Below are 22,613 nucleotides of genomic sequence, written 5' to 3' on the forward strand. Positions count from 1 at the left end.
TGACCATCGCGGCCCCCGGGCGACGGAGGGCGCGCGCTCCACGCGCTCACGCGTTCCTGCCGCAGCGCCGCGCGGAACAGGGCCGCGCGCCCTGCTCCGCGCGGCGCTGCGGCGCCGGAAGATGGCCGGTCCTGGGCGGGACACCGGCCGCGCCGGCTCCTACCATCACCGGATGGGGGGGGATGCGGCATGGTGACACCCATGGGACGGCACGCCGGAAGGTCGGCCGCGATGTGCGCGGTCCTGCTCGTGCTCGTGGCCTGCGGTCACGCGGACAGGAGCGCGTCGCAGCCCGCATCGAAACCCTCCGGTGCCGTGCGCTCCGCACCGCCGTCGAGCGGCCATCCCGACGCGGCAGGCGGTGTCCCGACAAACGAGCACTCCGGCGGGAGCGACGCATCCGGAACGGGTCAGGGCGCGAGCTCGTCCGGCTCCCACGGCGGGGGCACCGCCACCAGCTCCGGCGGACGGACGGGTGACCGGCCCGGCGACTCCTCGTCGGGCGGCGGTGCGGGCAGCCCCTCATACGGCGGTGACCCCATACCTCCCGTCCCTCCGCCCCCGGCCTCCGGCGGACAGCGACCCGACCCGGGCGGCGGCATCGACCCCAGCGGTGGAGGTGACGGGGGCGGCGGTGACACGGGGGGCGCGAGCGAGGGCGGCGGCTCCGGCACGCCGGTACCCAGCTGCCCTCCCGGCACCGGCACGTCCCCCGGACCCTCCGGCGCGGACGGAGGCTCCGGACCGGACGGCCCCGCCCCCTCCGCCTCGGGCGGCTCACCGGGCTCACCGTCACCCGGCCCGTCGAACCCGCCCTGCCCGAGCCCCGGCGACGTCCCGGACCCGACCGGCACGGGCGGCCGATGACGGGTCGCCCGACGGCCCGTTCCGCCCCCGCCGACGCCCGCAGCGCCCGCAGCGCCCGCAGCGCCCGCAGCGCCCGCCTCGAACGGCTCCAGCGCGCCCGTGTCACCGCGGCCCGACGAACCGTCCTCCACCGTCCCGCCGGGTCCCGTCCCCCGGCTGCCCCCGCACCGGCCGACCGCTCCGCGGCCGGGCTCGTCGGAGCGGCAGCCGCGCAGGCGTCCCTCGTCGCCGCCGCCATGTTCTATCTCGGCGCGGTCTATCTCACCGCCTTCTACCACTACTTCAGGCTCGACGTCTTCACCCTGGGCATCGGCTTTCCCGAACTGGCCATCCAGGCACTGAACCTGGTGCGCAGGCCCGTCATCATCGCCCTCACCCTCACGGCGTACGCGGTCCTCCGCCCCGACCTCGTGACCGGACTCCCATGGCCCGCGCCCGTCTCCCGGCTCCTGCGCCGCGCCGGCCCGTGGGCCCGCCACACCGATCTGCTGCTGATGCCCGCGGGTCTTCTCGCCCTCGTCCTCTGGCGGTGGACCCACCCCTACGGCTGGGCAGCGGCACTCTCGCTGGCGCTGGGCGTCGCCCTCGCACAGCGGCGAGCCGCGGGCCGCCCGGACGGTCGTGACGCCCGTGCCGTGGGCAAGGCGGTGGCCACGTCGGTGACCGGGCTCCTGGTCATGTGGGCGGTGACGTTGGCCGCCAACGACCTGGGAGTGGCCGAAGCACGTCTGACGGGACGGAACCTCGTCGGCCGAACGGCCGTCGTCGTGCTGACCACCGAACGCCTCAGCCTGGCGGGCCCGGGGATACGCGTCGAAGACCTCGGCAAGGACACACACTTCCGCTACCGGTACACCGGCCTGCGGCGGCTCATCGAACGGGGTGGCCGTTACTACCTGCTGCCCCTGGGCTGGACACCAGCCACCGGTACAACTTATGTGCTCGACGTCCGTGACGGCGTCCGGGTGGAGCTGATGCCCGGCACCCGGTGAAGGGGACTCGGTTGCGGGGGCTCAGTGCGGAAGCACCCAGCCGGGTGTCCAGGTCCCGGGGGCGCCGTGGCCGGCCGTTGTGGCGGCGAGATGGGCACGGAGGGTGGCCAGAGCCGGGTGGGGGTTGTCGCGGTGCCAGAGGAGCGAGTGCGGGTAGACGGGCGTCGGGTCGGTCACCGGGATGCGGCGCAGGCCGTGGCCGGCGGGCCAGATCAGACGGGTGTGCTCGCCCATGAAGGTGGCGAGGGCGGGCGTGTCGGCGATGGTGTCGAGGAGCGCGTCGGAGCCGAAGTTGGGGCCGGTCGCCTCGATGGTGAGGCCGAACTCGGCGACGAGGTCGTCGTAGTAGGCGGCCCACTCGGTACCAGGGACGATGCCGGGCATCCAGATCCGGTGTCCGACGAGCCGGGCGACGGTCACCGACCGGGCGCGCGCCAGCGCGTGGGCGGGGCCGGTGAGGAGCTGGAGCGGTTCGTCGAGCACCCGGAAGGACTCGATGTCGTCGGGAAGGGGCCGGCCGGGCACGGCGACGGCGCGGAAGGACGCGTCGATCGCGCCGGACCGGATGGCGGCGATGGCCGTCTCCATGTCGAAGAGCGTCACCACGTCGAGGTCGGTCTCGGGGTGTGCGCCGTGGAAGCCGCGCATCAGGCCCGATGGCGCCACGCGCGAGGCGATCACGTCGACGCGCAGTGGACGGCGGCCGGTGCGTACGGACGCGACCGCGCGCTCGGCGACGCGCAGCAGCTCGCGCGCGTGGGGCAGGAACGCCTGCCCGTCGATGGTGAGCTCGGCGCCACGCGCGGTCCGGGTGAACAGTCGCACGCCGAGGCCGCGCTCCAGCGCGGCGATGCGCTTGGATATGGCCTGCTGGGTGACCGCCAGCTCGGCGGCGGCCTCCTGGAACCGCCCCGTGTCGGCGGCGGCGACGAAGGTGCGGACGATGTCGAGGTCCATCCCGGCAGCCTAAAGGTACAACCGTTGGTTGTGTCTGGTGGCTCTGTGGTTGTTTGATCCCCGGGCCCGGTGCTCGCTTTGATGTTTCCGATCGCGGTTCGGCTGTGCGAGTGGGTGACGAGGGGTGTCGGGCATGGGGAGCGGACACCGGCCGGGGCATCTGCTCGGACGGCGGCTGGGGCGCCGGTTCGGGTGGCTCTGGGGAGCGTACGGGACCAGCGCCCTGGGCACATGGCTCGCCTTCGGCGCCTTCCCGCTGATCGCCATCCAGGTGCTGCGCGCCGGACCGGCCGAGGTCGCCGCGCTCTCCTCCGTGGGGGCCGCGGTGGGCGCGGCGGCCGCGGTGCCGCTCGGCCCGTGGGTCGAGTTCCGCCGCAAGCGGCCCGTGCTGATCTCGATGGACCTGGTGCGGTCCGCGGCGCTGCTGACGATCCCCGTCGCGTTCGCGCTCGGCGTGCTCACCTTCCTTCAGCTCCTGCTGGTCTCCGTCGTCGTCGCGGCGGCCGACATCACCTTCCGCGCCGCCTCCGGCGCGTATCTGAAGACGCTGCTGCCGGCCGAGGACCTGCTCGTCGCCCATGCCCGATTCGACTCCACGGCGTGGACGACCACGATCATCGGACCGCCGCTGGGCGGCGCCGCGATCGGGCTCCTGGGCCCGGTGGCGACGGTGGTGGCCGACGCGGCCAGCTACCTTCTCTCGGCCCTGGGCATCCGCGCGATGGGCGGGCAGGAGCCGCGGCCCGACCGCCGGGAGGCCGCCCGCCTGCGGGCCGGTGACCTGTTCGAGGGCTGGCGGTACATCCTCGCCGACCCGGCGCTGCGTCCGCTGTTCTACAACACCGCCTTGTTCAACGGCCTGGTGATGGCCGTCCAGCCGCTGCTGGCCGTCCTGATGCTCGGCCCGCTCGGGTTCACACCGTGGCAGTACGGCCTCGCCTTCGCCGTGCCCTCGATCGGAGGGCTGCTCGGTTCACGGCTGGCCCGACCGCTCGCCACCCGGTTCGGGCCGTACAAGGTCCTGGTCGTGTCCGGATGGCTGCGCGCGATCTGGCCCGTCGGCCTGGCCTTCCTGGGGCCGGGCACCGGAGGGCTGCTGCTGGTGATCGGCGTCGAGCTCGGGCTCATCCTCTGCTGCGGGGTCTTCAACCCCGTCCACGCCACCTACCGCCTCCAGCGCACCGCGACCGGCCGGGTCGCCCGCACGCTGTCCGCCTGGGCGGTGACGACGAAGGCTTCGGCCGCGCTCCTGACGGCCGTCTGGGGCGTGCTGGGCAGCGTGCTCGGCCCGCGTACGGCCATCGGCCTGGCCGGTGTGCTCCTGCTGGCGACCCCGCTGCTGCTCCCCCGCCGTGCGTCGGCGCATCCTTCCGAGCCGGAGCCGGCACCGGACCGCGCGTGACGGGCCGTCGCAGCCGTCACCGGGATCGGGCCGCGCCGCACTTCTCCGGCGCGGTCCACCCCTCCGCGCTCCGGGACGCTCGCGCCGTCCGGCCATCGAAGGTGCGCAGCTCGGCGACGTCGCCGACCTCGTAGCGCACGCCCAGCGGGTCACGGTCCTCCAGGGCCCGGGCCGCGTCGACCATGGCGGAGGAGATGTCGACACCGAGGACGTGGGATGCGCCGCGCCGCCTGAACTCCCGGCTGTAGAAGCCGGTTCCGGAGGCCAGGTCGAGGATCGACTTGCTGTTGACGTCGCCGACGAGGGCGAGGAAGCCGGGCACCTCCGCGTAACGCGCCAGAGGGAGGGTTTTGAAGCCCTCGAACGCCTCGCCGATCCCGTCGTACAGCTGACCGCTCATCATGCCGTTCCCCTCTGTCCTTGGTGCCGGCCTCCGGGGCGGGCCGCACCACCTGGCGGGAAGTCTCCCTCTCGTCGGCCGGGGTGCCGTACTGGCGGTAACCACGAAGACGTCGTAGCTGGTTCGTATTCCTTCCGGATGACCGGAGCGGTCGACGGCCTGGTGGGGACGCACGGAAGACCTGAGCGGGGGCGATGCTTCTCGCCGCTTCTCGCCATTGCCTCGTCGCGGTCGGCCGGACCGGGTTCGTACGCCGCGGGTGGCCTCGGTCGCGTCGCGTGACACCGCGGAAGCACCGCCGCCTCCCCCGTCCTGGCCGTGCCTCAGAGTCCTCCCGTCCGGCCGCGCAGCGCATCGGCCAGCGGCCTGACCGTGGGGGTCGGGGCGGGGCCGGCCGTGGGCGGGCCGGCCGTACTGCCGCTCGGGCTCGGGCTCGGGCCCGGTGTGCCGCTCGGGGGCGGGCCCGGGGGCGGAGTGGAGGGTGCCGCCGGGGTGGGTGAGGGGCTGGGGCGCCCGCTGGGCGGGCCGGGAGCCGGGGTGGGCTCCGCGGGCCGTGGAGTCGAGGTGGTGGGAGGGGCTGCGGGCGTGGGCTGCTCCGGTTGCGTGACCGCTGCGCGAGGGGGCCGGATCACCTCCCTGTTACGGCCCTTGCTGGTTCCTCGGGCGGGGTGCGTGGCCGCACGTTCCGGTGCGCGTGAGGCTCGCGGCGGTACGGCACCGTCCCCCTGGGGCGTCGCGGAGGACGTCTGTCCCGGGCCCGGGGCCACGTCGGGGAGGCCCGCGGACTGGGGCTTGCCCGCAGGCTCGGGAAGCACCGTGCCGGCAGCCATGCCGCCCAGCATGGTGAACGCGGCCGCGAAGAGGGTCCGGGCCCCGTGCTTCTTCCAGCGCGGCGCGCCGTGACGACGCCGGACCTCGGGAACCTCGGCCAGGGGCGCCGCGGCCGGGGCGGCGGTCGTCTCGGCGGCCCGGTCCCGCGGAGTGGGCAGCGCCGGGGAAGGCGGGGAGGGCTCGGCGAGGTCCGGTCCGGCGCTGAAGAGGGCCTCCATCGCCGCCGTGTCGACCGCCTTGTCGACAGTCGTTTCGACAGCCGTTTCGACAGCCCGAGCATCGTCGCCGGACCCGCCCGGCAGTGCCATGGCATCGTCGCACGCCCCGCACTCCGGGCACGTCACGGTGTCGTTGAGAGGGCGGCGGCAAGGAACGCAGTAGTCCATGGAATCGATCGATCAGTGGGTGGGTCGCGGGGAATGAGCTCGGCCGGGTCGGCCCGCCGGCGGGCGCGCCGCGGTCGCGGGGCGGCGCGGGGCGCTGCGCGAAAAAGTCCTGGGCATGTGCAAACCTCGCTCACTCGCCGGCTCAGGGTGGGTCGCCGGTTACCGGGTTCAACGGATCGCCGTGCACCGGTTGCTCAAACGGCGGCTGAAACGTGGGATAGGTAACGCGCCCGGGCCCTTCGGCCGACGGCTGCGAACTGTCCGTCGCCGGGTGTCACGCACGAACGGGGCACGTAGCCACCCCCTGCCTTCACCGCCCACGGTCCCATCGGGGTCGTGGGCGGTGGGGCTCAGAACCGCCCCTGGGCTCCCTGTCGCTCCTGTGCGTCACCGTTGAAGAAGTCGATGAATCCGGACGGGGCGCGGCCGCCGAGGCGGAGGTCCAGGATCTCTGGCGCGTCGGCGTAGAAGGCATCGCTTCGCGGAACCAAGCCTGTTCGTAGACGGTGAGCGCCGCTTCGACGTCGCCCGGGTGAGCGGCGATCACCTTGCCGCGTTCGGCGCCGTCGAACATCGCCAGGTCCGCGCCGTCGCCGGACGGCGGCATCAGGGGCGCGGCAACGCCGAGGAGCGTCACCCCGGGGACGTCGTGACGCGCGTCCGGGTCACCCCGGCCCCGTCGTACGTCCGGACCGACCAGACACCGTCGCGCGTTCGGGCGGCCAACCGCAGCGAACCGATATCCGGATTCGCTGTTCCGCCTCCATGGGAAAACCCCGTACCGTCGGACTCACCCTGCACACGCAGCGCACGCCGACCAGCTCCCCCACAATAGGGGAACGGCCGGAAACCATGTGTACGCCTCAGCGCCCCCTTGTCACAATGGACGCTGTTGTAAAGGCTGCGCAGTGGTATCCGCAGGGCCGATCGAGGCGTTCCATTTCCAGACGTTCCATTTCCCGATGGCGGGGGATCTTCATGCTTTCGTCAGGATCGGATGCTGCCGTCTTACGGGCGCGGGAAGCGTCGAACCGGTTACTCAGTGAGCTCACCAGCGATGGCCGTATCTCGTTCCGGCTGGCATGTCAGAGGCTGACGGTCTGGGAGGCGCTGCTCGTCCAGCAGGTACTCGGCCGGAACGACATCGAGTGGGCCGCCTCCCCGGACTCCGGCACCGACCTCATAGCGGTGACCCGATCGGCGCTCTCCGGCGTTTCCTTCTGGGCTCCCGGTGAGCTGCCGACGCCCGCTCCGGAGCTGCTCGGCTGGCTGCGCGTGCCGCCCCAGGTCTTCGACATGGTCGACGAGGAGGCGCGGTGCGCCCAGGCACGTGAGGCCGCCGAATTCCACCATGTCGACACCGTTCTGCGCGGTTGGGAGGACAAGGGCGAACTCGATCGCCGACTGGTCCAGCTGGCCGACTGGGTCGAACGCGTCGAAACGGTATACGTTTTCGTGGACCGCGAGGTCTTCTCGAAGTCCGACGCCGGCAGCAACACCTTGACGCGCGAAGGCCGACTTTCCAGCCTGCGGAATATTCCCGTCGACGCCTGGCGCCCGGCGGACCGATTATTCGTCGTTCTCGCGCACTGCTTGTTCAGCAGTGGCCGCTCCGTCCGTTTCGAGGAATTCAACGGAAAGCAACTCTCGGCTACGCTGCTGCGCCAGTATCTTCTGGACCGCCACGCGCATTACTGCGCCGCGATCGGCCGCCCGCCGGGCGACCCCGACGGAACGCCGCTGCCGGAGCTGGCCGAGGAGGTCCGCGCTCTGCAGAGCGAGGTCGACCGGCGCTCACCGCTCATGCGCTACCGTCGCATCAACGGCCTGACCTTCGTCAAGAACGAGTACCTGGCCGATTTCCCGCACCCCCGCGACCCGCACGCGCTGCCGGACCTGGTGGCCCGCCACGGCCGCGTCCGCCTGGGCGTCGAGCCGACCGGACGGGTACGGGAGGACATGCGCTCACTGACCACCGCGGCCGTCGTCCTCGATGCGCGGACCGGCACGGAGAGCGCGTCCGGCACGGGCCACGGCGCCCTGGGGGAACTCCTCGCCGCCATCGTGCTCTCCGCCGTCCGGACCACCGACTCGGACTACGGCATGAGCAGTTCGGTCCGCGATCTGAGGCGGCTGCGCGGTGCCCGGCCCGGCGGGCCCGACGGGGTACTGGAGCTCAAGAAGGCCGACTTCTTCTGCTGCTGCCTTCCTCACACCACCCGCATGGCCGAGGCAGGGGACGAGACCGCCTCCATCCTGTGGCGGGCCGCCCAGCGCATGATGTACAACCGCTGGCACTTCGCCCCGGGCGAGTTCGACCGCGACGTCATCCCCGAGAAGCGGCACTACTTCTTTCCGCCGCAGGTTCCCGACATCGCCGAACACGGCGAGCACCACCACGGCGGTCACATCGCCTCACGCGTGCGCTACTCGATCCGCGCCCCCGGCGCCCAGGTGTGGCGTCCGCCGTTCACGGTGTTCGGGCACGGCTTCCGCGGCTGCTACGACATCCGGCTGGTCCGCATGGAGGGCCCTGCCTACACCGTGCGGGAGCTGCACGAGGCCGTACGCCACTGCTCTCTCGTCGACCAGCTGTGGCGGACCCTCGCAGACGGCGTCGAGAACGGCACCCTGCCCGTACGGCCGGTGGGCGGCTTCGACCGTGCCTGGTACGCGTCACGGGGCTGGGAGCGGCTGGACGCGCAGGCGCTGGCCGCCGCGGCTCTGCCCGTGCCCGGCTGAGCGCGGTGCCGCCCCGCCGACACGGCGACAGCCGGTGCCGAGGCGACACGGGCGGCCGGCGCGGGCGCATCCACCCGCCGAAGAGGAGGAGGCATTCCGTATGACCGAGCAGACCGACGGCCCGCGGCAGGGTCCGTGGGCGCCGGGTGACAACGTCATCGACACCATCGCCCGGACCACGTGTCACGACACCCGCCACCACATCCACTACCGCGCCGACGGCGGGATCCGCTCCCTGAGCCTCGCCGAGCTCGACGCGGGCGCCCGCCGGGTCGCCGCCCGGCTCCACGCGCTCGGCGTCCGCGCCCGCGACCGGGTCGGCGTCATGGCGCCCAACCGGATCGAATGGGTACTGCTCGACCTCGCCACGCTCAAGCTCGGCGCCGTGACCACCGGGATCGAACCGGGCCGCTACCGGCCCGCCGACCTCGTCGCCGAGTACGCTCTCAGGCTGCTGTTCGCCGACGCCGAGGACCTGACCGGCCCCCCGGCCGGTGGCGTACACGACATCGGCGAGGTCCGCGGCTGGGCCCTCGACCCGGGTGCGCCCGACGACGACGCGCCGGCCCTGCCGCCGCACCCCGGCTACGGTCCCGCCGACATCTGCGCGATCAAGCAGACGTCCGGGAGCACCGGACCGCCCAAGGGCGTCGAGGTCACCACCGCCAGCGTCGACCGTTCGATCGCCGCCGTCCAGGCGATGTTCGACCACCGCGACGGCGACAACCTGATGGTCTTCCTGCCGATCCGGTTCCTGCAGCAGCGCTACTGGATCTATTCGGCCCTCGCATACGGGCACGACGTCACCCTCGTCGACCGCTTCACCGCCGTCGAGACCGCGCGCGTCGTGTCCCCCACCGTGGTGATGGGCGTGCCCGGGTTCTACGAGCAGCTCAAGGCCCGGCTCGTGGCCGACGGTGTCCCCGCCGCCCCCGCCGGACGCGGCGCTGCCATCCAGGAGGCGCTCGGCGGCCGTATCCGCTACCTGTGGACCGGATCGGCCCCGGCCGGCCGCCAGGTGCTGCGTTTCTTCAACGACGCCGGTGTTCCGCTCTACGAGGGCTACGGCCTCACCGAGACGTGCATCGTCTCCAAGAACCACCCCGGTGCCTTCCGGATCGGCAGCGTCGGCCAGGTCCTGCCCCACAAACGGGTCCGTTTCGACGAGGACGGCGTTCTCATCGTCGGCAGCAGCCACCCCGTCAACACCCGTTACGCCTGGAGCCCGCCCGGCGCCACCGAGAAGGTGTTCCTCCCCACCGGCGAGGTCAGGACCTACGACGTCGGCCACGTCGACGCGGACGGCTTTCTCTACATCGACGGCCGCGTCGACGACATCGTCACCCTGAGCGGAGCGCTCAACATCCTGGTGCCCCTCGTCGAGGAACGCGTCCGCGAACTGCCCGGGGTGCACGACTGCGCCGTCTTCGGCGACGGCCGGCCCTACCTCACCGCGGTCGTCTCCCCCGCCACCCCGGACCTCGACGGAAAGGAGCTCGCCCGTGATCTGGCCGAGCTGAACGAAGACCTCCGTTACGAGCAGCGCGTCTACGCCGCCGTCATCGCGGACCGGCCGTTCGGCATCGAGAACGGCCTGCTGAACGCCCAGTACAAGCTGATGCGCGCAGACATCGGCGCGCGCTACGCCGGGGACCTGGAACGGGTCTACGGGCAACACCATGTCTACAACGACGGCACCGTCGGCGACGCACCCGTGCTGGTGACGCCTGCGGCGGTCCCGTCGCGCGACGGGCACGGGGAGGGTGATCCGCAGTGAGCTGGGACAGGCTCGCCGATCTGGAGCTGGCCAACGAGCGGGTGACCCTGCGGCGCGTCGGCGTCGCCGACACCGACGCGTTCGCCCGGATCGTGTACGAGCCGGAGATCTGGCGGTACTTCGTTCAGCGCATCGAGACGCCGACGGACCTCCACGCGTTCATGGAGACCGCGATCCGGGACACCCTGACCGGCATCCGCATCGTGTTCGCCGTCATCGACAACGCCCACGGCGGGATCGTCGGCAGCACCGCCTACGGCAATCTGGCCGCGGCCGACCGCCGGCTGGAGATCGGCTGGTCCTGGCTGCACAGCGGGGCCCGCCGGACCGGCGTCAACCGGGCCGCCAAGCTGGCCCTGCTCGACCACGCCTTCGGCGCACTCGGCTGCGAGCGGGTCGAGTTCAAGACCGATGTGCTCAACACGGGAGCGCGGGCGGGACTGGCCGGCATCGGGGCCGTCGAGGACGGCGTCCTGCGCAGTTTCAACTTCATGCCCGGGGGACGCAGGCGTGATGTCGTCTACTACAGCATCCTGCGCGAGGAGTGGCCCGCCGTACGCAAGGAACGGTTCGGGACGGCTGCCGGCGCAGACAGCTGAACCGCACGACCAGCGCACAACGTCCACGAAGGGAGACCCGGTGCAGTACGAGTTCGCCTTCGAAGCCGCCGGAGAGCGCCTGGCGGCGACGAGGACCACCGGAACCGGCGAGTCGGATCCGCGGATCCTGTCCCTGCACGGTCTGGGCCCCACCGCGACCCGGCACCGCACGCGCTACCTGCTCGACGCGCTGGCGGACCACGGACACGGTTCACTCACCTTCGACTTCTCCGGCAACGGCGACAGCACCGGAGAGCTCGCCCGGTCCACCCTGCGCCGCCGCCGCACGGAGACCCTCGCCGCGGCCCAGTGGCTGGACCGGACGAGGCCGCCCGTGGTCATCGGCACCAGCATGGGCGCCCATCTCGCCGCCTCGACCGTCCCGGAGCTGCGCCCGAGCGCCCTGGTGCTGTTCTGCCCGGCGACCTATCCCGCGCACGCCGCGGACCTGCCCTTCGACGGCAGCCTGGTACGCCCCGCCAACCACCCCGACTCGCCCGCGTACGCCGGTCTGCGCCACTTCGACGGCGATCTGCTGATCGTCGGCGGCCGGAAGGACCAGGTGTGCCCGCCCGCGGTCATCGAGGGATACCTCGAACACGCCCGCCGAGCCCGCACGGCCGAGGTCGTCTGGCTCGACGGCTGCGACCATTTCGTCCACCGCTGGCTGCCCGACCAGGAACACCCGCGGGCGGAGATCACCCAGGCCGTACTGCGCCTGCTCACCGCCTGACCGGGTATCCACGTCCGCTGTCCCCGTACTCGCCCGTCCGGCGAATCCACGTCCACAACCCACCTCCGCCCTCCACGCCCGAGGAGACGCATCGCCATGCAGACCGAGCAGAACCTGCTGAAACGGCGTGATGTCGGCGCCCTCAGAACGGTCGAGGCGGCCTTCCGCTCCGGGCCGTTCGCCGAACTTCTCGACTCCGCCCCGGAGCTGGAGCGCCGCAGCGGTATGACCCGCGAGGAGTTCGAGCAGGAGTACCGGTTCAAGCGCCGTCCGGTTGTCCTGGAGGGGTACGCCGCCGACTGGCCCTCGGTGCGCGGCTGGTCCTTCCGGTACCTGGCCGGCCGCTGCGCCGACGTCCCGGTCGTGGTCGACAGCTACAGCAGCAGGGCGGCGCGCAAGACCACGTTCGGCGAGTTCGTCACCCGGCTGGAGGAGAGCGCGGGCAGCGGTGCGGCCCCGCTCTACCTGCAGGAGTGGTACTACCAGATCAATGCTCCGGAGATCGCCGAGGACATGCCCGAACTGGACATCGCCCAGTACGACTTCCGGCGGAACCTGTACGGCGAGGCGGCGTCCACCAACCATCAGCTGTGGATCGGCCAGCAGGGCGGCATCACCCGTCTGCACCAGGACGCGTACTCCGTCGACGTCATGCACGCGCAGATCCTCGGTGAGAAGCTGTGGTTCATCATGGGACCGGAGGCCGAGCTCGTGCCCGGGCCCGACGGCGAGGCGGGACTGGACGCGCTGTGCGCCTCCCCGGACACCCGGCTCATGCGCTTCGTGCTGCGCCCCGGAGACGTGCTCTACCTGCCCGCGTTGTGGTTCCACCGCATCGAGCTCCTCAGCGACTCCATCGGGCTCGGCCGCAAATGCCTGGACGAGGTGAACGTCCGCGCCCACGTCCGCCAGCGCATCGGCGAACTGCTCGCCCTCGCCCTCAATCCGGACGAGCTGCGGGTCACCCACTCCGAACTGTTCGAGGTCGTCATCGCCAGGGCCCGGGCCCTGGCCGACCGGATGGACATCGACCTGTCCCGCCTGCGTCAGTGAGGTAGAAAGAGTCCATGAGGCAACAGCACGTTCTGCTGGTCGGCGGCCGTGGCCACGAACTGCCCAAGGCGACGGCGCTCGGGCTGCGCTACTCGATGGTCCAGATCCCGGAGCGGGTGAGCGAGGAGCACGCCGCCGCCGCCGCGCACTACGCCGTCCTGGACTACCGCGACCTGGACGAGCTCCTCACGGTGGTCCGCGGCTGGCACGGGGCGGACCCGTTCGACGCCGTGCTCTCCTTCACCGAGTACGGCCTCGAGCCCGCCTCCCGGGTCGCCGTCGACCTGGGCCTGCCCGGGGACAACCTGGCCGCCGTCCTCGCCACCCGCGACAAGACCAGGACCCGCGCGCTGCTGGACCGGCACGGCCTGAGTCCCGTACGCCACCGGGTGTGCACCACCGAGGCGGACGCGGCCGCCTTCCTGCACGAGCTCGGCGGCCGGCCCATCGTCCTCAAGCCCTGCTCGGGCGGTCTCAGCGAAGGGGTGTACGTCGTCGAGTCCGCCGGCCGGCTCGCCGAGCGCTGGGCGTTGACCGCGGCCGTCGCGGGCCGGGAACCGGTGCTGGCGGAGGAATACCTGACCGGGCCCGAGTTCAGCGTCGAGTCGGTCTCCCGGCACGGACGGCACGAGGTCGTCATGGTCACCGAGAAGCTGACCACCGCCTTCCCGGGCTTCGTGGAGCTCGGCCACCAGGTTCCCGCCCGCCTCGGCAGCGGCGACCGTGAGGCGATCGAGAAGCTGATCGTGGAGTTCCTCGATCTCATCGGCCAGCGGACCGGGCCCGTCCACAGCGAGCTGCGCCTCACCCCTGACGGCCCCCGCCTCATCGAGGCCCAGACCCGCGTCGGCGGCGACCAGATCTGGGAGATGTGCGAGATGGTCAGCGGGGCCGATCAGATCACCGAGACCTTCGCCGCCCTGCTGGGCCTTCCCGATCCTCCCCGTATCCCCCGGGCCCGCGCGGCCGCCATCCGCTTCTTCTCCCGCGAGAACGTCCGCATCCGCAACGTCCGGGGCGTGCCCGACGCCGAACGCTCCCCCGGCGTCCTCAGGGTGGTGTGCACCCTGAGCCCCGGCCAGGAGCTCGGTCCCCTCTCCTCCTCCGACTCCCGCCAGGGGTACGTACTGTGCGCCGGCGACAGCACGGAGGACGCCGTGGCGAGGGCGGAGGCCGCGTGCGCGCTCGTCCGAGTGGGCTGCGAGCCGCTCGCCGGCACGCCGGCACGGTAGTGCGGCCGTCGACCGGGGCGGCGACCGGTCGGACGACCCCTCACCCCCTCCGGGCCGAACACGGCCGTCCCGGCCGGGGCTCCGGCAGTTCTCCCCCGCCGGCCGCGCACCCACGACCGGCCGCGGCGCTCCCCACGGACGCGGCACGCACGGGTGCCGGCCCATGACGCCGCGCCCGGGCCCGGCGGTCCCAGCACCGAGTCGAGGAGGCACCATGCGAGTCCTTGTGATCGGCACCAACAGGATGTGCCACGAGCGGCTGCGCGACCAGGGGCACGAACTGGTGCTCTTCGTCCCGCGCAGCAGGGCACGGCGCGAGGACGCGACCGGCCCGTACGCGCACGTGGTGGTTCTCGGCGACGGTGGCGGGACCGGCCTGTGGGCCGACATCGCCGAAGCCCTGCATCGCAGTGCGCCCTTCGACGCCGTCGCCGCCTACAACGAACACACCTACCCCCTCGTACAGGCCGTCAGCGAACGACTGGGAGTTCCCAGCACGGTCGACCTCGAACTGTTCGAGCGGGTGCTGGACAAGTCGAAGATGCGGGATGTCCTCGACAAGCACGCGATTCCCAGCTGCCGCCACGCCTTCGCCCGCGGCCGAAAGGCCGTGCTGGAGGCGGTCGCGCAGATCGGCCCGCCCTGCATCGTCAAACCGGTGGACACCGAGGCCAGTGTGGGCGTGGCACGCGTCGACGCGGCCGAGGACATCGAGGCGGCACTGCACCGGGTCGGCGCGGAGCACATCGAACGAGGCGTTCTGGTCGAGGAGTTCCTCGACGGCACGGAGTTCAGCGTCGAAGCGCTCTCCGTGGGCAGCCGCCACCACATCGTCGCCATCACCCGCAAGTTCACCGACGAGGAGACCTTCGTCTCGCGGGGCCATGTGGTGCCGGCTCCGCTCAGCCCCGAGGAACACGCCACCGTGTCGGCCTACGTCACCCGCGTCCTCGACGCCTTCGGCTTCCACGACTGCCCCTCGCACACCGAGGTGATGCTGTCCGACCGCGGGCCGCGGATCATCGAGATGCACAACCGCGTCGCCGGGGACGCCATCATGGACCTCGTCCACCTCTCCACCGGTGTGGACATGTACGACCTGGTCGCCCGCCAGAGCATCGGCGAGGACATCGGCGCCCTGCTGCCCGGGGTGATCGTCCACGAGCGCAGCGCCGCGGCCTGGTACGCGGACCCCTCCGGATCCCCGACCCACATCCTGGTGGAGGTGCAGGGCATCGACCAGGTCCGCGAGCTGCCCCATGTCCACGCCGTCACGCTGCTCAAGGAACCAGGAAGCCCGCAGTCCGCCGTGCGGCAGAACTTCGACCGCTCCGGCCGTGTCATCGCCGTCGGCGACTCGCCCCGACAGGCACTGAGCCGGGCGCGCGAGGCGATCGGCAAGCTGCGCTTCGTCTATGCCTGGAGCGCCTCGGGAGTGTGAGCGAGCGGGGCGCGGCCCGGCCGGAAGGGTGTGCGCGTTCACGTGAAGGGGCCCGTACGGCGGTCACGACGAGTGCGCCGCCTGCGGGGCCGGGACTCGCGCGGGGCGCGCTCGGCTTCCGGACCGGGCCGGCCGGGGTCAGCGGTGGATGGACGGGGTGCGCCAGGACTTTCCTCGGGTGAGGTCCTTCACCTGGAAGGAGCAGTAGCCCTGTCGGGGGACGTTGAACGTCCAGTTCAGAACCCTGGTGGTGACCTTGTACGACGTGCCGCCGTAGACGCGGTCGTCCCTCCAGCAGAGCAGGGAGAACTCGACCTGGTGCTCGTACATGTCCTCGCTCGGGTACAGGACGCCCTGGTAGCCGTTGGGCTTGTCGTAGACGCAGATGGTCGACTCGTCCTGGAATCCGGCCGTCGCGCACATCGTCTCGGCGGCGTGGGCGGTCGGGGCGGCGACGAGCGCGGAGGCAAGGGCGACGAGGGCGCCCAGGCCGAGGGCCGCCCGCTGTGCGGTGCTGTTCATGGAAGGTTCCCGTTCGTGGTCGGTGCGGGGTGGACGGTGGTGGGGCGGGGTCCCGGCCGGGGCTTCACCAGGCGGTGTTGACCGGCACGTGCATGTCGGTGAGGAACCGCTCCGCGCTGTCGTCGAAGAGCGAGATCTGGGCGTGGTTGGGGTCGCTCGGGCCGCCGTCGTCCGACACCACGCCGACCTGCCTGCCGTTCCACATCATCGGGCCGCCCGAGTCGCCCTCGCGCAGCGCTCCGTTCTTCACCGAGCCGAAGACCCGGTACGCCGGACCGCCGACCAGGTCGGTGCCGTAGTCGATGACCCTGACCCGGGCCTGCTTCAGGTGCGTCGAGCCGAAGCAGTCCAGGCAGGTCCGCCCCCAGCCCTGCACATGGGCGTACTGGCCGTGGGCAGGCTCGATCTTGGTGTTGAGCGCGACGTGGTGGGCCTCGGGGTAGCGCGTGACGTCGGCCGTGAGGCTGGCGACGGCGAGGTCCTTGTGCTTGTTGACGTTGCCGATCCGGATCCGGTGGCCCTTGCCCTTCTCGGTATGGCCGATCAGGACGTAGAAGTCCGTGTAGTCCACGCCGGGCCTGAAGCAGTGGGCGGCGGTGAGGACCTTGATCGGACCGACGACGCTGCCGCTGCAGCGGTACGCCGGGCCGCCGGCCGTCATCTCCCACACCTGGGCCATGCCGGTGCCCCACCTGGACTCGATCGTCGTCCCTCCCTCGACGGCCTGGGCGGACGGGGTGGCCATGCCGAGGGCGACGCCCAGGGAGAGCAGCACGGCGGTCGCGGTACGTCGTACGCGGGGCTTGCGGGTCTTCTTCACTGTGTTCTTCTCCGAACGCTGAGGTGATGGTGGCCGGGTGATGGTGATCGGTGCCGGCGGGACACGGACCGGGGAACCGGTTCCGGTACGGCCCGGGCGGTGACCGCCTCCGGCCGGCCGGCCCGGCAGTCCGGGCTGCGCCGCACCCACGATGCGGGTCGTCTCGGCGTTCGCGCCAACCAGCGGGGAAACGGGGGACGCCGGAATGATCGCGTGGGGTCTGACCAGCGGAAACAGGGGTCTCTTGGAACGGCTTCCTGGAACGGCTTCCTGGAACGGAGGCGGGGACGTGGCGGCTGACCGCCGGTCGGTCCGGCCACTTCACCGGTGGCCGCGGGAACGGCGGGGAAGGGTGCGGGGCCGATGCGGTGACCGGGTCCTGGGCAGGTGTTCACCGCGGCCGGGCATGGGAGCGTCCGAGGCGGTCTCCGGTGCGATGAGGACCCGGAAGCGCGGCAACGGCAGCGCGTACCTCGTGTGGAGCGCCACTCCTCGGCTGCCGAAGGCCATGAGGCGTCGATGGAGCAGTACAGCGCCCGGGCGCCCGGGGCACCGGTCGCGCCCCGGGCCCGTACGAGGCATGAAGGACGACGCCGGCTCCTGGTGCCGGACCCCGGCGAGGCGGCGGCCAAGAGTGGAGCGCCGCGCCGGCCTGCGAAGTGGGCTGTCGTGTCGTCAGGGCCGCCGGCACCTGCGGCGATGGGCCGAGGGACACGTAAACCCCGCTGTTGGGGCCCTTGTTGCGCCTGTTAGGTTCGTCAGCGTTTGTCAACGCACAACAGGGGGGTCCCTATGCGCGGAAACAAGATCATCGGTATGGCGCTCGTGCCCACGCTCACGCTGACGCTCGGTGTCGTCGGCGCGGGCGTCATGACGGCGCTCGCGGCGGCAGCTCCGGCAGCCGCGGCGACCGGGAGAACGTGGGGGGCGCCCGAGGCGCTGACCGACAAGGCCGGCGCCAACACGAGCGCCGGCGTGAAGATCACCGCGGACGGCACCGCCGTGACGGTGTGGACCCGGGGCACGGGTGGTGACCCGCAGGAGCTCTGGGGCGCCATCCGCCCGGTCGGCGCCACCGAGTGGAAAACCCCGGTCCGGATCGCCGCCGACCAGCGCCATGTGACGGGCGTGCACCTGGTCACCGGGCAGGACGGTTCGGCCACAGTGGCCTGGAACCGCTCCAACGCCGAGGGCTTCGACTCGCACAGTACGTCGACGCTCCTCCCGGGGGCCGACGCGTGGACGGCGCCGGCGCCGATCACCTCGGCGCTCTTCGCCACCGACCTCGTCCTGCTGAGCGGTCCCGGTGGCCGTCTCACGGCCGTGTGGGACGGCGACCCGACCCCTGGAGAGGACGCCACGGATCAGGGGATGTACGCCTCCGACCTGACGGCGCCCGGCGCCGTCTGGTCGGACGCGGTCCGGATCGGCGGTGGAACCTCCTACGAGCTGGCGGCCGCGTCGGCGGACGACGGCACGGTGACGGTGGCCTGGCAGGCCCAGCTCCACGGTACGGAGAGGCTGCGGGTGTCGACCCGAGCGGCGGGTTCGACCGAGTGGAGCGCGCCCGAGGTCGTCAGGGGCGGCGACTCGTCCACCGGTGAGATCCACGTGCAGACGGCCGCCAACGGCGCGACCCTGCTCAGCTGGTGGGAGTACAACCTCACCCGCACCTTCGTCTACCGCCCGGCGGGCAGCCTCACCTGGGGCGCGACCGAGTCCCTTCCGGCCGACCCGAACAGGGGGAGCACCTCGCCCCCGCAGCTCGAGTCGGACGGCCGGGTGACCGCGCTGTGGGGCAGTGACAGCACCCTGCTGCGGACGGCCACCCGCGCGGTGGACGGCACATGGTCGCAGCCCCGGACACTGGCCGAGAACCATGTGTTCAACATCTGGGGCCCGGACCTCGGCAGCGACGGCTCGCTCGCGGCGGTGTGGACGACCCTCGAAGGGGAGCTGTGGGCCGTCACGCGCTCCGGCGGAACCTGGGGGCAGCCCGTGCGCGTGGGTCAGGTCGACCTCCACGCGCGGGGCTCCGTCGCCACCGGGGCCGGTGGCCGTGCCGTCGCCGTGTGGAACAAGGAGCTCGGGCTGACGGGTGACCACTACGCGATCAACCAGGTCTGGACGACGGCCACAGGTGCCGCCAAGCCCGCCGCGCCCGCGAAACGCCGGGACTACGTCGGCAACGACGGCTTCCCGGATCTGTACGCGCGCGGGACGGACGGCTCGCTGCTGGTGTACCAGGGCAACGCGGCCGGAAAGGTGTCGGCCACGGCGGACGGCGGGACCTGGCCGACGACGTCCACGCTGGTCCCGTTCGGGGATCTGGACGGCGACTGGGCGAACGACACCCTGGTGACGGACGCGACGGGCGATCTGTACCGCTACAGCCCGGAGGCGGGCGACGTGGTGACCCCCCGGTCGCCGTCGGCGAAGGTGGGTTCGGGCTGGACTGCCTTCGACGGCCTGACCTACTCCGGTGACTTCACCGCGGACGGCCTGCCCGACCTGGTGGCCCGTCAGACCGCCACCGGCGACCTCTACCTGTACGCCGGCACCGCGGGCGGAGGCTTCAACCGCGTCGGCAAGATCGGCAACGGCTGGAAGTCGCTCACCATCGTCGGCGCCGGCGACCTCAACGGGGACAAGCACGCCGACCTCGTCGCCCGTACGACGAACGGGGACCTCTACCGGTACTACGGCACCGGCAAGGCCACCATCGGCGGCGGCGTCAAGATCGGTTCCGGCTGGGGCGGCATGGCGGACTTCGTCGGCATCGGCGACCTCACGGGCGACGGCAAGGACGACATCCTGGGCCGCACCACGGGCGGCGACCTCTACCGCTACGCCGGCAACGGCACGGGCGCCATCGGCGCGGGAGTCAAGATAGGCACCGGCTGGAAGAACTTCGCCGGCGTCGGGTAGGGGGCCTCTCGCCGTTCGTGCCGGGCTCGCGGCGCCCGGCACCGCGCCTCGCCGCGTCGTCGCCGCTCGCCACGCGGACGCGACGGGGCTCCATCACCGAGGTAGCGGGTTCGTGCCGGGCTCGCGGCGCCCGGCACCGCGCCTCGCCGCGTCGTCGCCGCTCGCCACGCGGACGCGACGGGGCTCCATCACCGAGGTAGCGGGTTCGCGCCGGCCGGGTCCCACCACCGGGGCGGCCCCGCGCGTGCTCGTCACGGCAGGGGAAGCGCCTCGCGGACCGCGCCGTGGACGGCGCGCGCCAGGCGGGCGCCCCACAGGGAGCGGGGTCCGGCGAAGGTGTGCACCTCATCGGTGGGGCGCGGGGCGCGGGCCGCGACGCACACCGCGTCGGTCGGCGTGCCGGAGCAGTCGTAACCCGCTTCCAGCAGCGCCTGCACCTTGGCTTCGGTGGCGGTGGCGACCGCGTTGACCAGCGCGGCGTCGGAAAGCGCGACGGGAACCGCGGCGATGACGTTGATCGTGCCGGGCTTCGCCGGCACGGGCGTGCCCTCGGCCGGGGAGGCGGCCCAGCCACGGACCGTGACTCCTGCGGTCGCGACCGCCTCGACGCCTCCGTCGTGCACCTGGGCGAATCCCGAGACGTCGGCGGCCGTCATCAGCCCCACGCCACTCCCGCGCGCGCCCGCGGCGTCGGCCATCCGGGCCAGGTGCCGGGCGGGGTCGGTCCGGCGATAGCCGTGGGCGACCTGAGCGTTGAGAACCCAGGCCCGCTCCCCTACGCCTCCGCCGAGAACCGCACTGCTGATCATGCGCCAACCGGGCCCGGCGGACCACAGCAGCGCGCGCAGCTCCTCGCCGTCCTCCTGACGGGTCAGCTGCCGCACGGGCATCAGAGCGGCGGTGCGGGGCGGCGGGACGACGGCGGTCACCGGAGAGACTCCTTCGCGGGGCGGCGGACCGGCTGATCGTACGCGGCGGTCGTCGACGCGCCGGGATCGGGCTGATCGGGCACTCGGGGTGCCGGCCCCTTCCCCGAGGCCCGCTCCGGTGCACCCGGTCCCTCTCGAACGCCTACATGCTTCCTTGGGTGGTGATGGGGTGGTCGAGAAGAGTGTCCTGCGAAACGCCGAAGGCGCTGGTGAGCGTAAGGGCATGCGCTTCGAGCTCGTCGATGACCGCTTCCGTGACGTCGGGCAGTCGGTGCACCTGATCGGGCGTCAGGCGGCCGTCCGCCAGCAGGTCTCCACTGTGGGCGGCCACGCGCCGCAGGACGAACAGCCGGTGCACGTGGTGCAGGAGGTGGCGGGCCTCGTCGTGTGCGGCCTGCTCCGCGGCGGTCAGGAGGGCCGCGGCCGCCAGGCGGTGGGCATGCGCGTCGACCAGTTCCAGCGCTGGGGTGACGGTCCGGTTCCAACGGTTGCCGGGCTTTCCGGCACGCAGACGGGTACGGGCCCGTTGGTGCCAGATGCGCTCGGTGTCGGCCAGGAGGTCCTGCAGGAACTCCGGATCGTCGAGATCGCGTTCTCCAGCGGGCCTGGTACCGGGCGGCCGGGGGGTGAAGTTCCCCAGCAGGAGTTCACCGGCGGCCTTGACCCAGATGACAAGGTTGTCGCCCTCCGCGGTGATCGTGCCCTCGTTGGCCACGAGCTGCCCTGCGATGCCGTTGGCAAGGAAGAGCCCCTGGGCGCCGCAGCGTTCACGGCACTCGGTCATCACCTCCCGTGCGCGCCAGGTGATCCATCCCTTGGCGATGGCGATGAGGCGCTCCACGTCATCCCGCTCGGCCGGATCGCTGTGGACCCATCGGCTGACGGTGCTGCGGTGCAGGAGGGTCGCCGCGTAGGTGGTGGCAAGGGCGTCCAGGAGCGGGGTGTGATGGCTGCGGTGTGCGAACAGCGGGACGCTGGTGCCCGCTGTCATGCCGGTGGTGTACCGGTTGTACGCGTGGCGTACGGCGATGGTGAGAGCGTGACGGGTGGTGCCGAGGCTGTAGGCGCTCATGCACAGCTTGCCGGTGGTGATGCGGCCTATGGAACTGAGGAAACGTTTCCGGGGGCTGCCGATGGAACTGGTGAACGTCCCGTCGGGGGCGAGGCGTCCGTGGTCGGCCTGCAGGAGTGCTTCGTAGGGCAAGCGCAGGTGATCGAAGCCGGTGGCGCAGTGGTCGACGGGCGCTGTCGTGGTCTGCGGCAGTCTGCGTACCGTCACGCCTGGCAGCGGGTTGCCCTCGTCGTCGCTCAGCGGGGTGAGGAACAGGAATATGCCGTGGTCGGCGCCATCGCTCGTGATCAGGCGGGCCGCCACGACAGCGGTCTTGGGACCCCCGGCCGACGACGTGTTCGGCATCCATTTCCGAGCCCCCGGATTCGGCGTGTGCAGAATGAAGCCGCCGCTCTCCGGGTCGTACGTGGCCGTGGTCTCCAGCTGCGCGGCGGAGTTGCCGTGCGCCGCCTCCGTGCACAGAAATGTGCCGATGCGGCGTAGCTCGCTGAATTCGCGCAGGTCGCGCCGGGCGCCGTCATGGTCCAGAAGGCTTCCGAGGAAGAGGTTGTAGTGGATGGACGCCACGGTGCCCAGGCCGGGGTCGACCGGACCGGCCCACTCGTGCAGCGCAGCCAGTCGCTCCACGTCGGTGACGAGGTCCTCGGGGTCGGCGAGTGCCTTGTTGACGAGCCTCAGCCGGGCGTAGGAGAGTTCGGTGCGCTCCTGAGGGGTCAGCCCTTCCCGGTAATGGAATGTGCTGCTGCTGAAAAGTCGACGCCAGGGCTCATGGACTTGATCGAAGTCAGCTCCGAAAAGAGCTCGCGTGAGCGCCGCATTCACGGACTGGTCTTGCGCAGAAGCGATTTGGGTGGTCACGGTCCGGAACGGTATCGGATGTGATCAACTGCATCAGCGTGACGATGGCCACGATTGAACGTGCTCCGGCGA

15 protein-coding genes and 2 pseudogenes are annotated in these 22,613 nt (G+C 72.0%); 10 read left to right on the plus strand and 7 right to left on the minus strand.

The window, feature by feature from the left end:
• Positions 1 to 863: 863 nt before the first annotated feature.
• On the plus strand, positions 864 to 1,859 hold the full coding sequence (locus PUR26_RS10400; RefSeq protein WP_329871406.1) for a hypothetical protein: 996 nt from the start codon (positions 864 to 866) through the stop codon (positions 1,857 to 1,859).
• 21 nt (positions 1,860 to 1,880) lie between these two features.
• On the opposite strand, the gene PUR26_RS10405 is transcribed toward PUR26_RS10400, so the two are convergent.
• Entirely contained in the window at positions 1,881 to 2,816 is a 936-nt protein-coding gene (locus PUR26_RS10405) for a LysR family transcriptional regulator (RefSeq protein WP_329871408.1), read from the minus strand.
• Positions 2,817 to 2,949: 133 nt separating this feature from the next.
• Between PUR26_RS10405 and PUR26_RS10410 the strand changes: the two genes are divergently transcribed.
• Entirely contained in the window at positions 2,950 to 4,218 is a 1,269-nt protein-coding gene (locus PUR26_RS10410) for an MFS transporter (protein WP_329871410.1), read from the plus strand.
• Between the two features lie 88 nt (positions 4,219 to 4,306).
• Here the strand turns inward: PUR26_RS10410 and PUR26_RS10415 are convergent.
• A pseudogene (locus tag PUR26_RS10415) lies at positions 4,307 to 4,618 on the minus strand (class I SAM-dependent methyltransferase); the annotation flags it as partial.
• Between the two features lie 1,567 nt (positions 4,619 to 6,185).
• Positions 6,186 to 6,481 (minus strand): annotated as a pseudogene (locus PUR26_RS10420) (FAD-dependent monooxygenase); the annotation flags it as partial.
• 332 nt (positions 6,482 to 6,813) lie between these two features.
• Between PUR26_RS10420 and PUR26_RS10425 the strand changes: the two are divergent.
• The 7 genes from PUR26_RS10425 to PUR26_RS10455 all read left to right on the plus strand — a co-directional run bounded on the left by PUR26_RS10425 (position 6,814) and on the right by PUR26_RS10455 (position 15,412).
• Positions 6,814 to 8,577: a hypothetical protein gene (locus PUR26_RS10425; RefSeq protein ID WP_329871412.1), complete on the plus strand. Its 1,764-nt coding sequence runs from the start codon at positions 6,814 to 6,816 to the stop codon at positions 8,575 to 8,577.
• A 100-nt stretch (positions 8,578 to 8,677) separates the two neighbouring features.
• The gene (locus tag PUR26_RS10430) at positions 8,678 to 10,354 is read left to right on the plus strand and encodes an AMP-binding protein (protein ID WP_329871413.1); all 1,677 of its coding nucleotides are present in this window, start codon (positions 8,678 to 8,680) and stop codon (positions 10,352 to 10,354) included.
• Positions 10,351 to 10,953 (plus strand): GNAT family N-acetyltransferase, encoded by a 603-nt coding sequence (locus PUR26_RS10435; RefSeq protein WP_329871415.1) that lies wholly within the window; start codon positions 10,351 to 10,353, stop codon positions 10,951 to 10,953. Before PUR26_RS10430 ends, PUR26_RS10435 begins: the two co-directional genes overlap by 4 nt.
• A 40-nt stretch (positions 10,954 to 10,993) precedes the next feature.
• Positions 10,994 to 11,686, plus strand: coding sequence for an alpha/beta hydrolase (locus PUR26_RS10440; RefSeq protein WP_329871417.1), 693 nt, complete (start codon positions 10,994 to 10,996; stop codon positions 11,684 to 11,686).
• Positions 11,687 to 11,782: 96 nt separating this feature from the next.
• Positions 11,783 to 12,739 carry a cupin-like domain-containing protein gene (locus PUR26_RS10445; RefSeq protein WP_329871420.1) on the plus strand — a complete coding sequence of 319 codons (957 nt, stop codon included), beginning with the start codon at positions 11,783 to 11,785 and terminating at the stop codon, positions 12,737 to 12,739.
• A gap of 14 nt (positions 12,740 to 12,753) precedes the next feature.
• Positions 12,754 to 13,971 carry an ATP-grasp domain-containing protein gene (locus PUR26_RS10450; RefSeq protein WP_329871421.1) on the plus strand — a complete coding sequence of 406 codons (1,218 nt, stop codon included), beginning with the start codon at positions 12,754 to 12,756 and terminating at the stop codon, positions 13,969 to 13,971.
• A gap of 214 nt (positions 13,972 to 14,185) precedes the next feature.
• Positions 14,186 to 15,412 (plus strand): ATP-grasp domain-containing protein, encoded by a 1,227-nt coding sequence (locus tag PUR26_RS10455; RefSeq protein WP_329871423.1) that lies wholly within the window; start codon positions 14,186 to 14,188, stop codon positions 15,410 to 15,412.
• Between the two features lie 138 nt (positions 15,413 to 15,550).
• Here the strand turns inward: PUR26_RS10455 and PUR26_RS10460 are convergent, their stop codons facing one another.
• Positions 15,551 to 15,934, minus strand: coding sequence for a hypothetical protein (locus tag PUR26_RS10460; RefSeq protein WP_329871425.1), 384 nt, complete (start codon positions 15,932 to 15,934; stop codon positions 15,551 to 15,553).
• Between the two features lie 64 nt (positions 15,935 to 15,998).
• Positions 15,999 to 16,754 carry a trypsin-like serine protease gene (locus tag PUR26_RS10465; protein ID WP_329871427.1) on the minus strand — a complete coding sequence of 252 codons (756 nt, stop codon included), beginning with the start codon at positions 16,752 to 16,754 and terminating at the stop codon, positions 15,999 to 16,001.
• A 792-nt stretch (positions 16,755 to 17,546) separates the two neighbouring features.
• Here PUR26_RS10465 and PUR26_RS10470 point away from each other — a divergent pair.
• Positions 17,547 to 19,682: an FG-GAP repeat domain-containing protein gene (locus PUR26_RS10470; protein WP_329871429.1), complete on the plus strand. Its 2,136-nt coding sequence runs from the start codon at positions 17,547 to 17,549 to the stop codon at positions 19,680 to 19,682.
• A gap of 251 nt (positions 19,683 to 19,933) precedes the next feature.
• On the opposite strand, the gene PUR26_RS10475 is transcribed toward PUR26_RS10470, so the two are convergent.
• The gene (locus PUR26_RS10475; RefSeq protein ID WP_329871431.1) at positions 19,934 to 20,611 is read right to left on the minus strand and encodes an adenosylcobinamide amidohydrolase; all 678 of its coding nucleotides are present in this window, start codon (positions 20,609 to 20,611) and stop codon (positions 19,934 to 19,936) included.
• Positions 20,612 to 20,753: 142 nt separating this feature from the next.
• Positions 20,754 to 22,541, minus strand: a complete 1,788-nt coding sequence (locus tag PUR26_RS10480) for an acyl-CoA dehydrogenase family protein (protein WP_443077025.1) — start codon at positions 22,539 to 22,541, stop codon at positions 20,754 to 20,756.
• Positions 22,542 to 22,613: the final 72 nt, after the last annotated feature.

The sequence above is a fragment of the Streptomyces sp. SP18CS02 genome, from assembly GCF_036322365.1.
GTDB lineage: Bacteria > Actinomycetota > Actinomycetes > Streptomycetales > Streptomycetaceae > Streptomyces.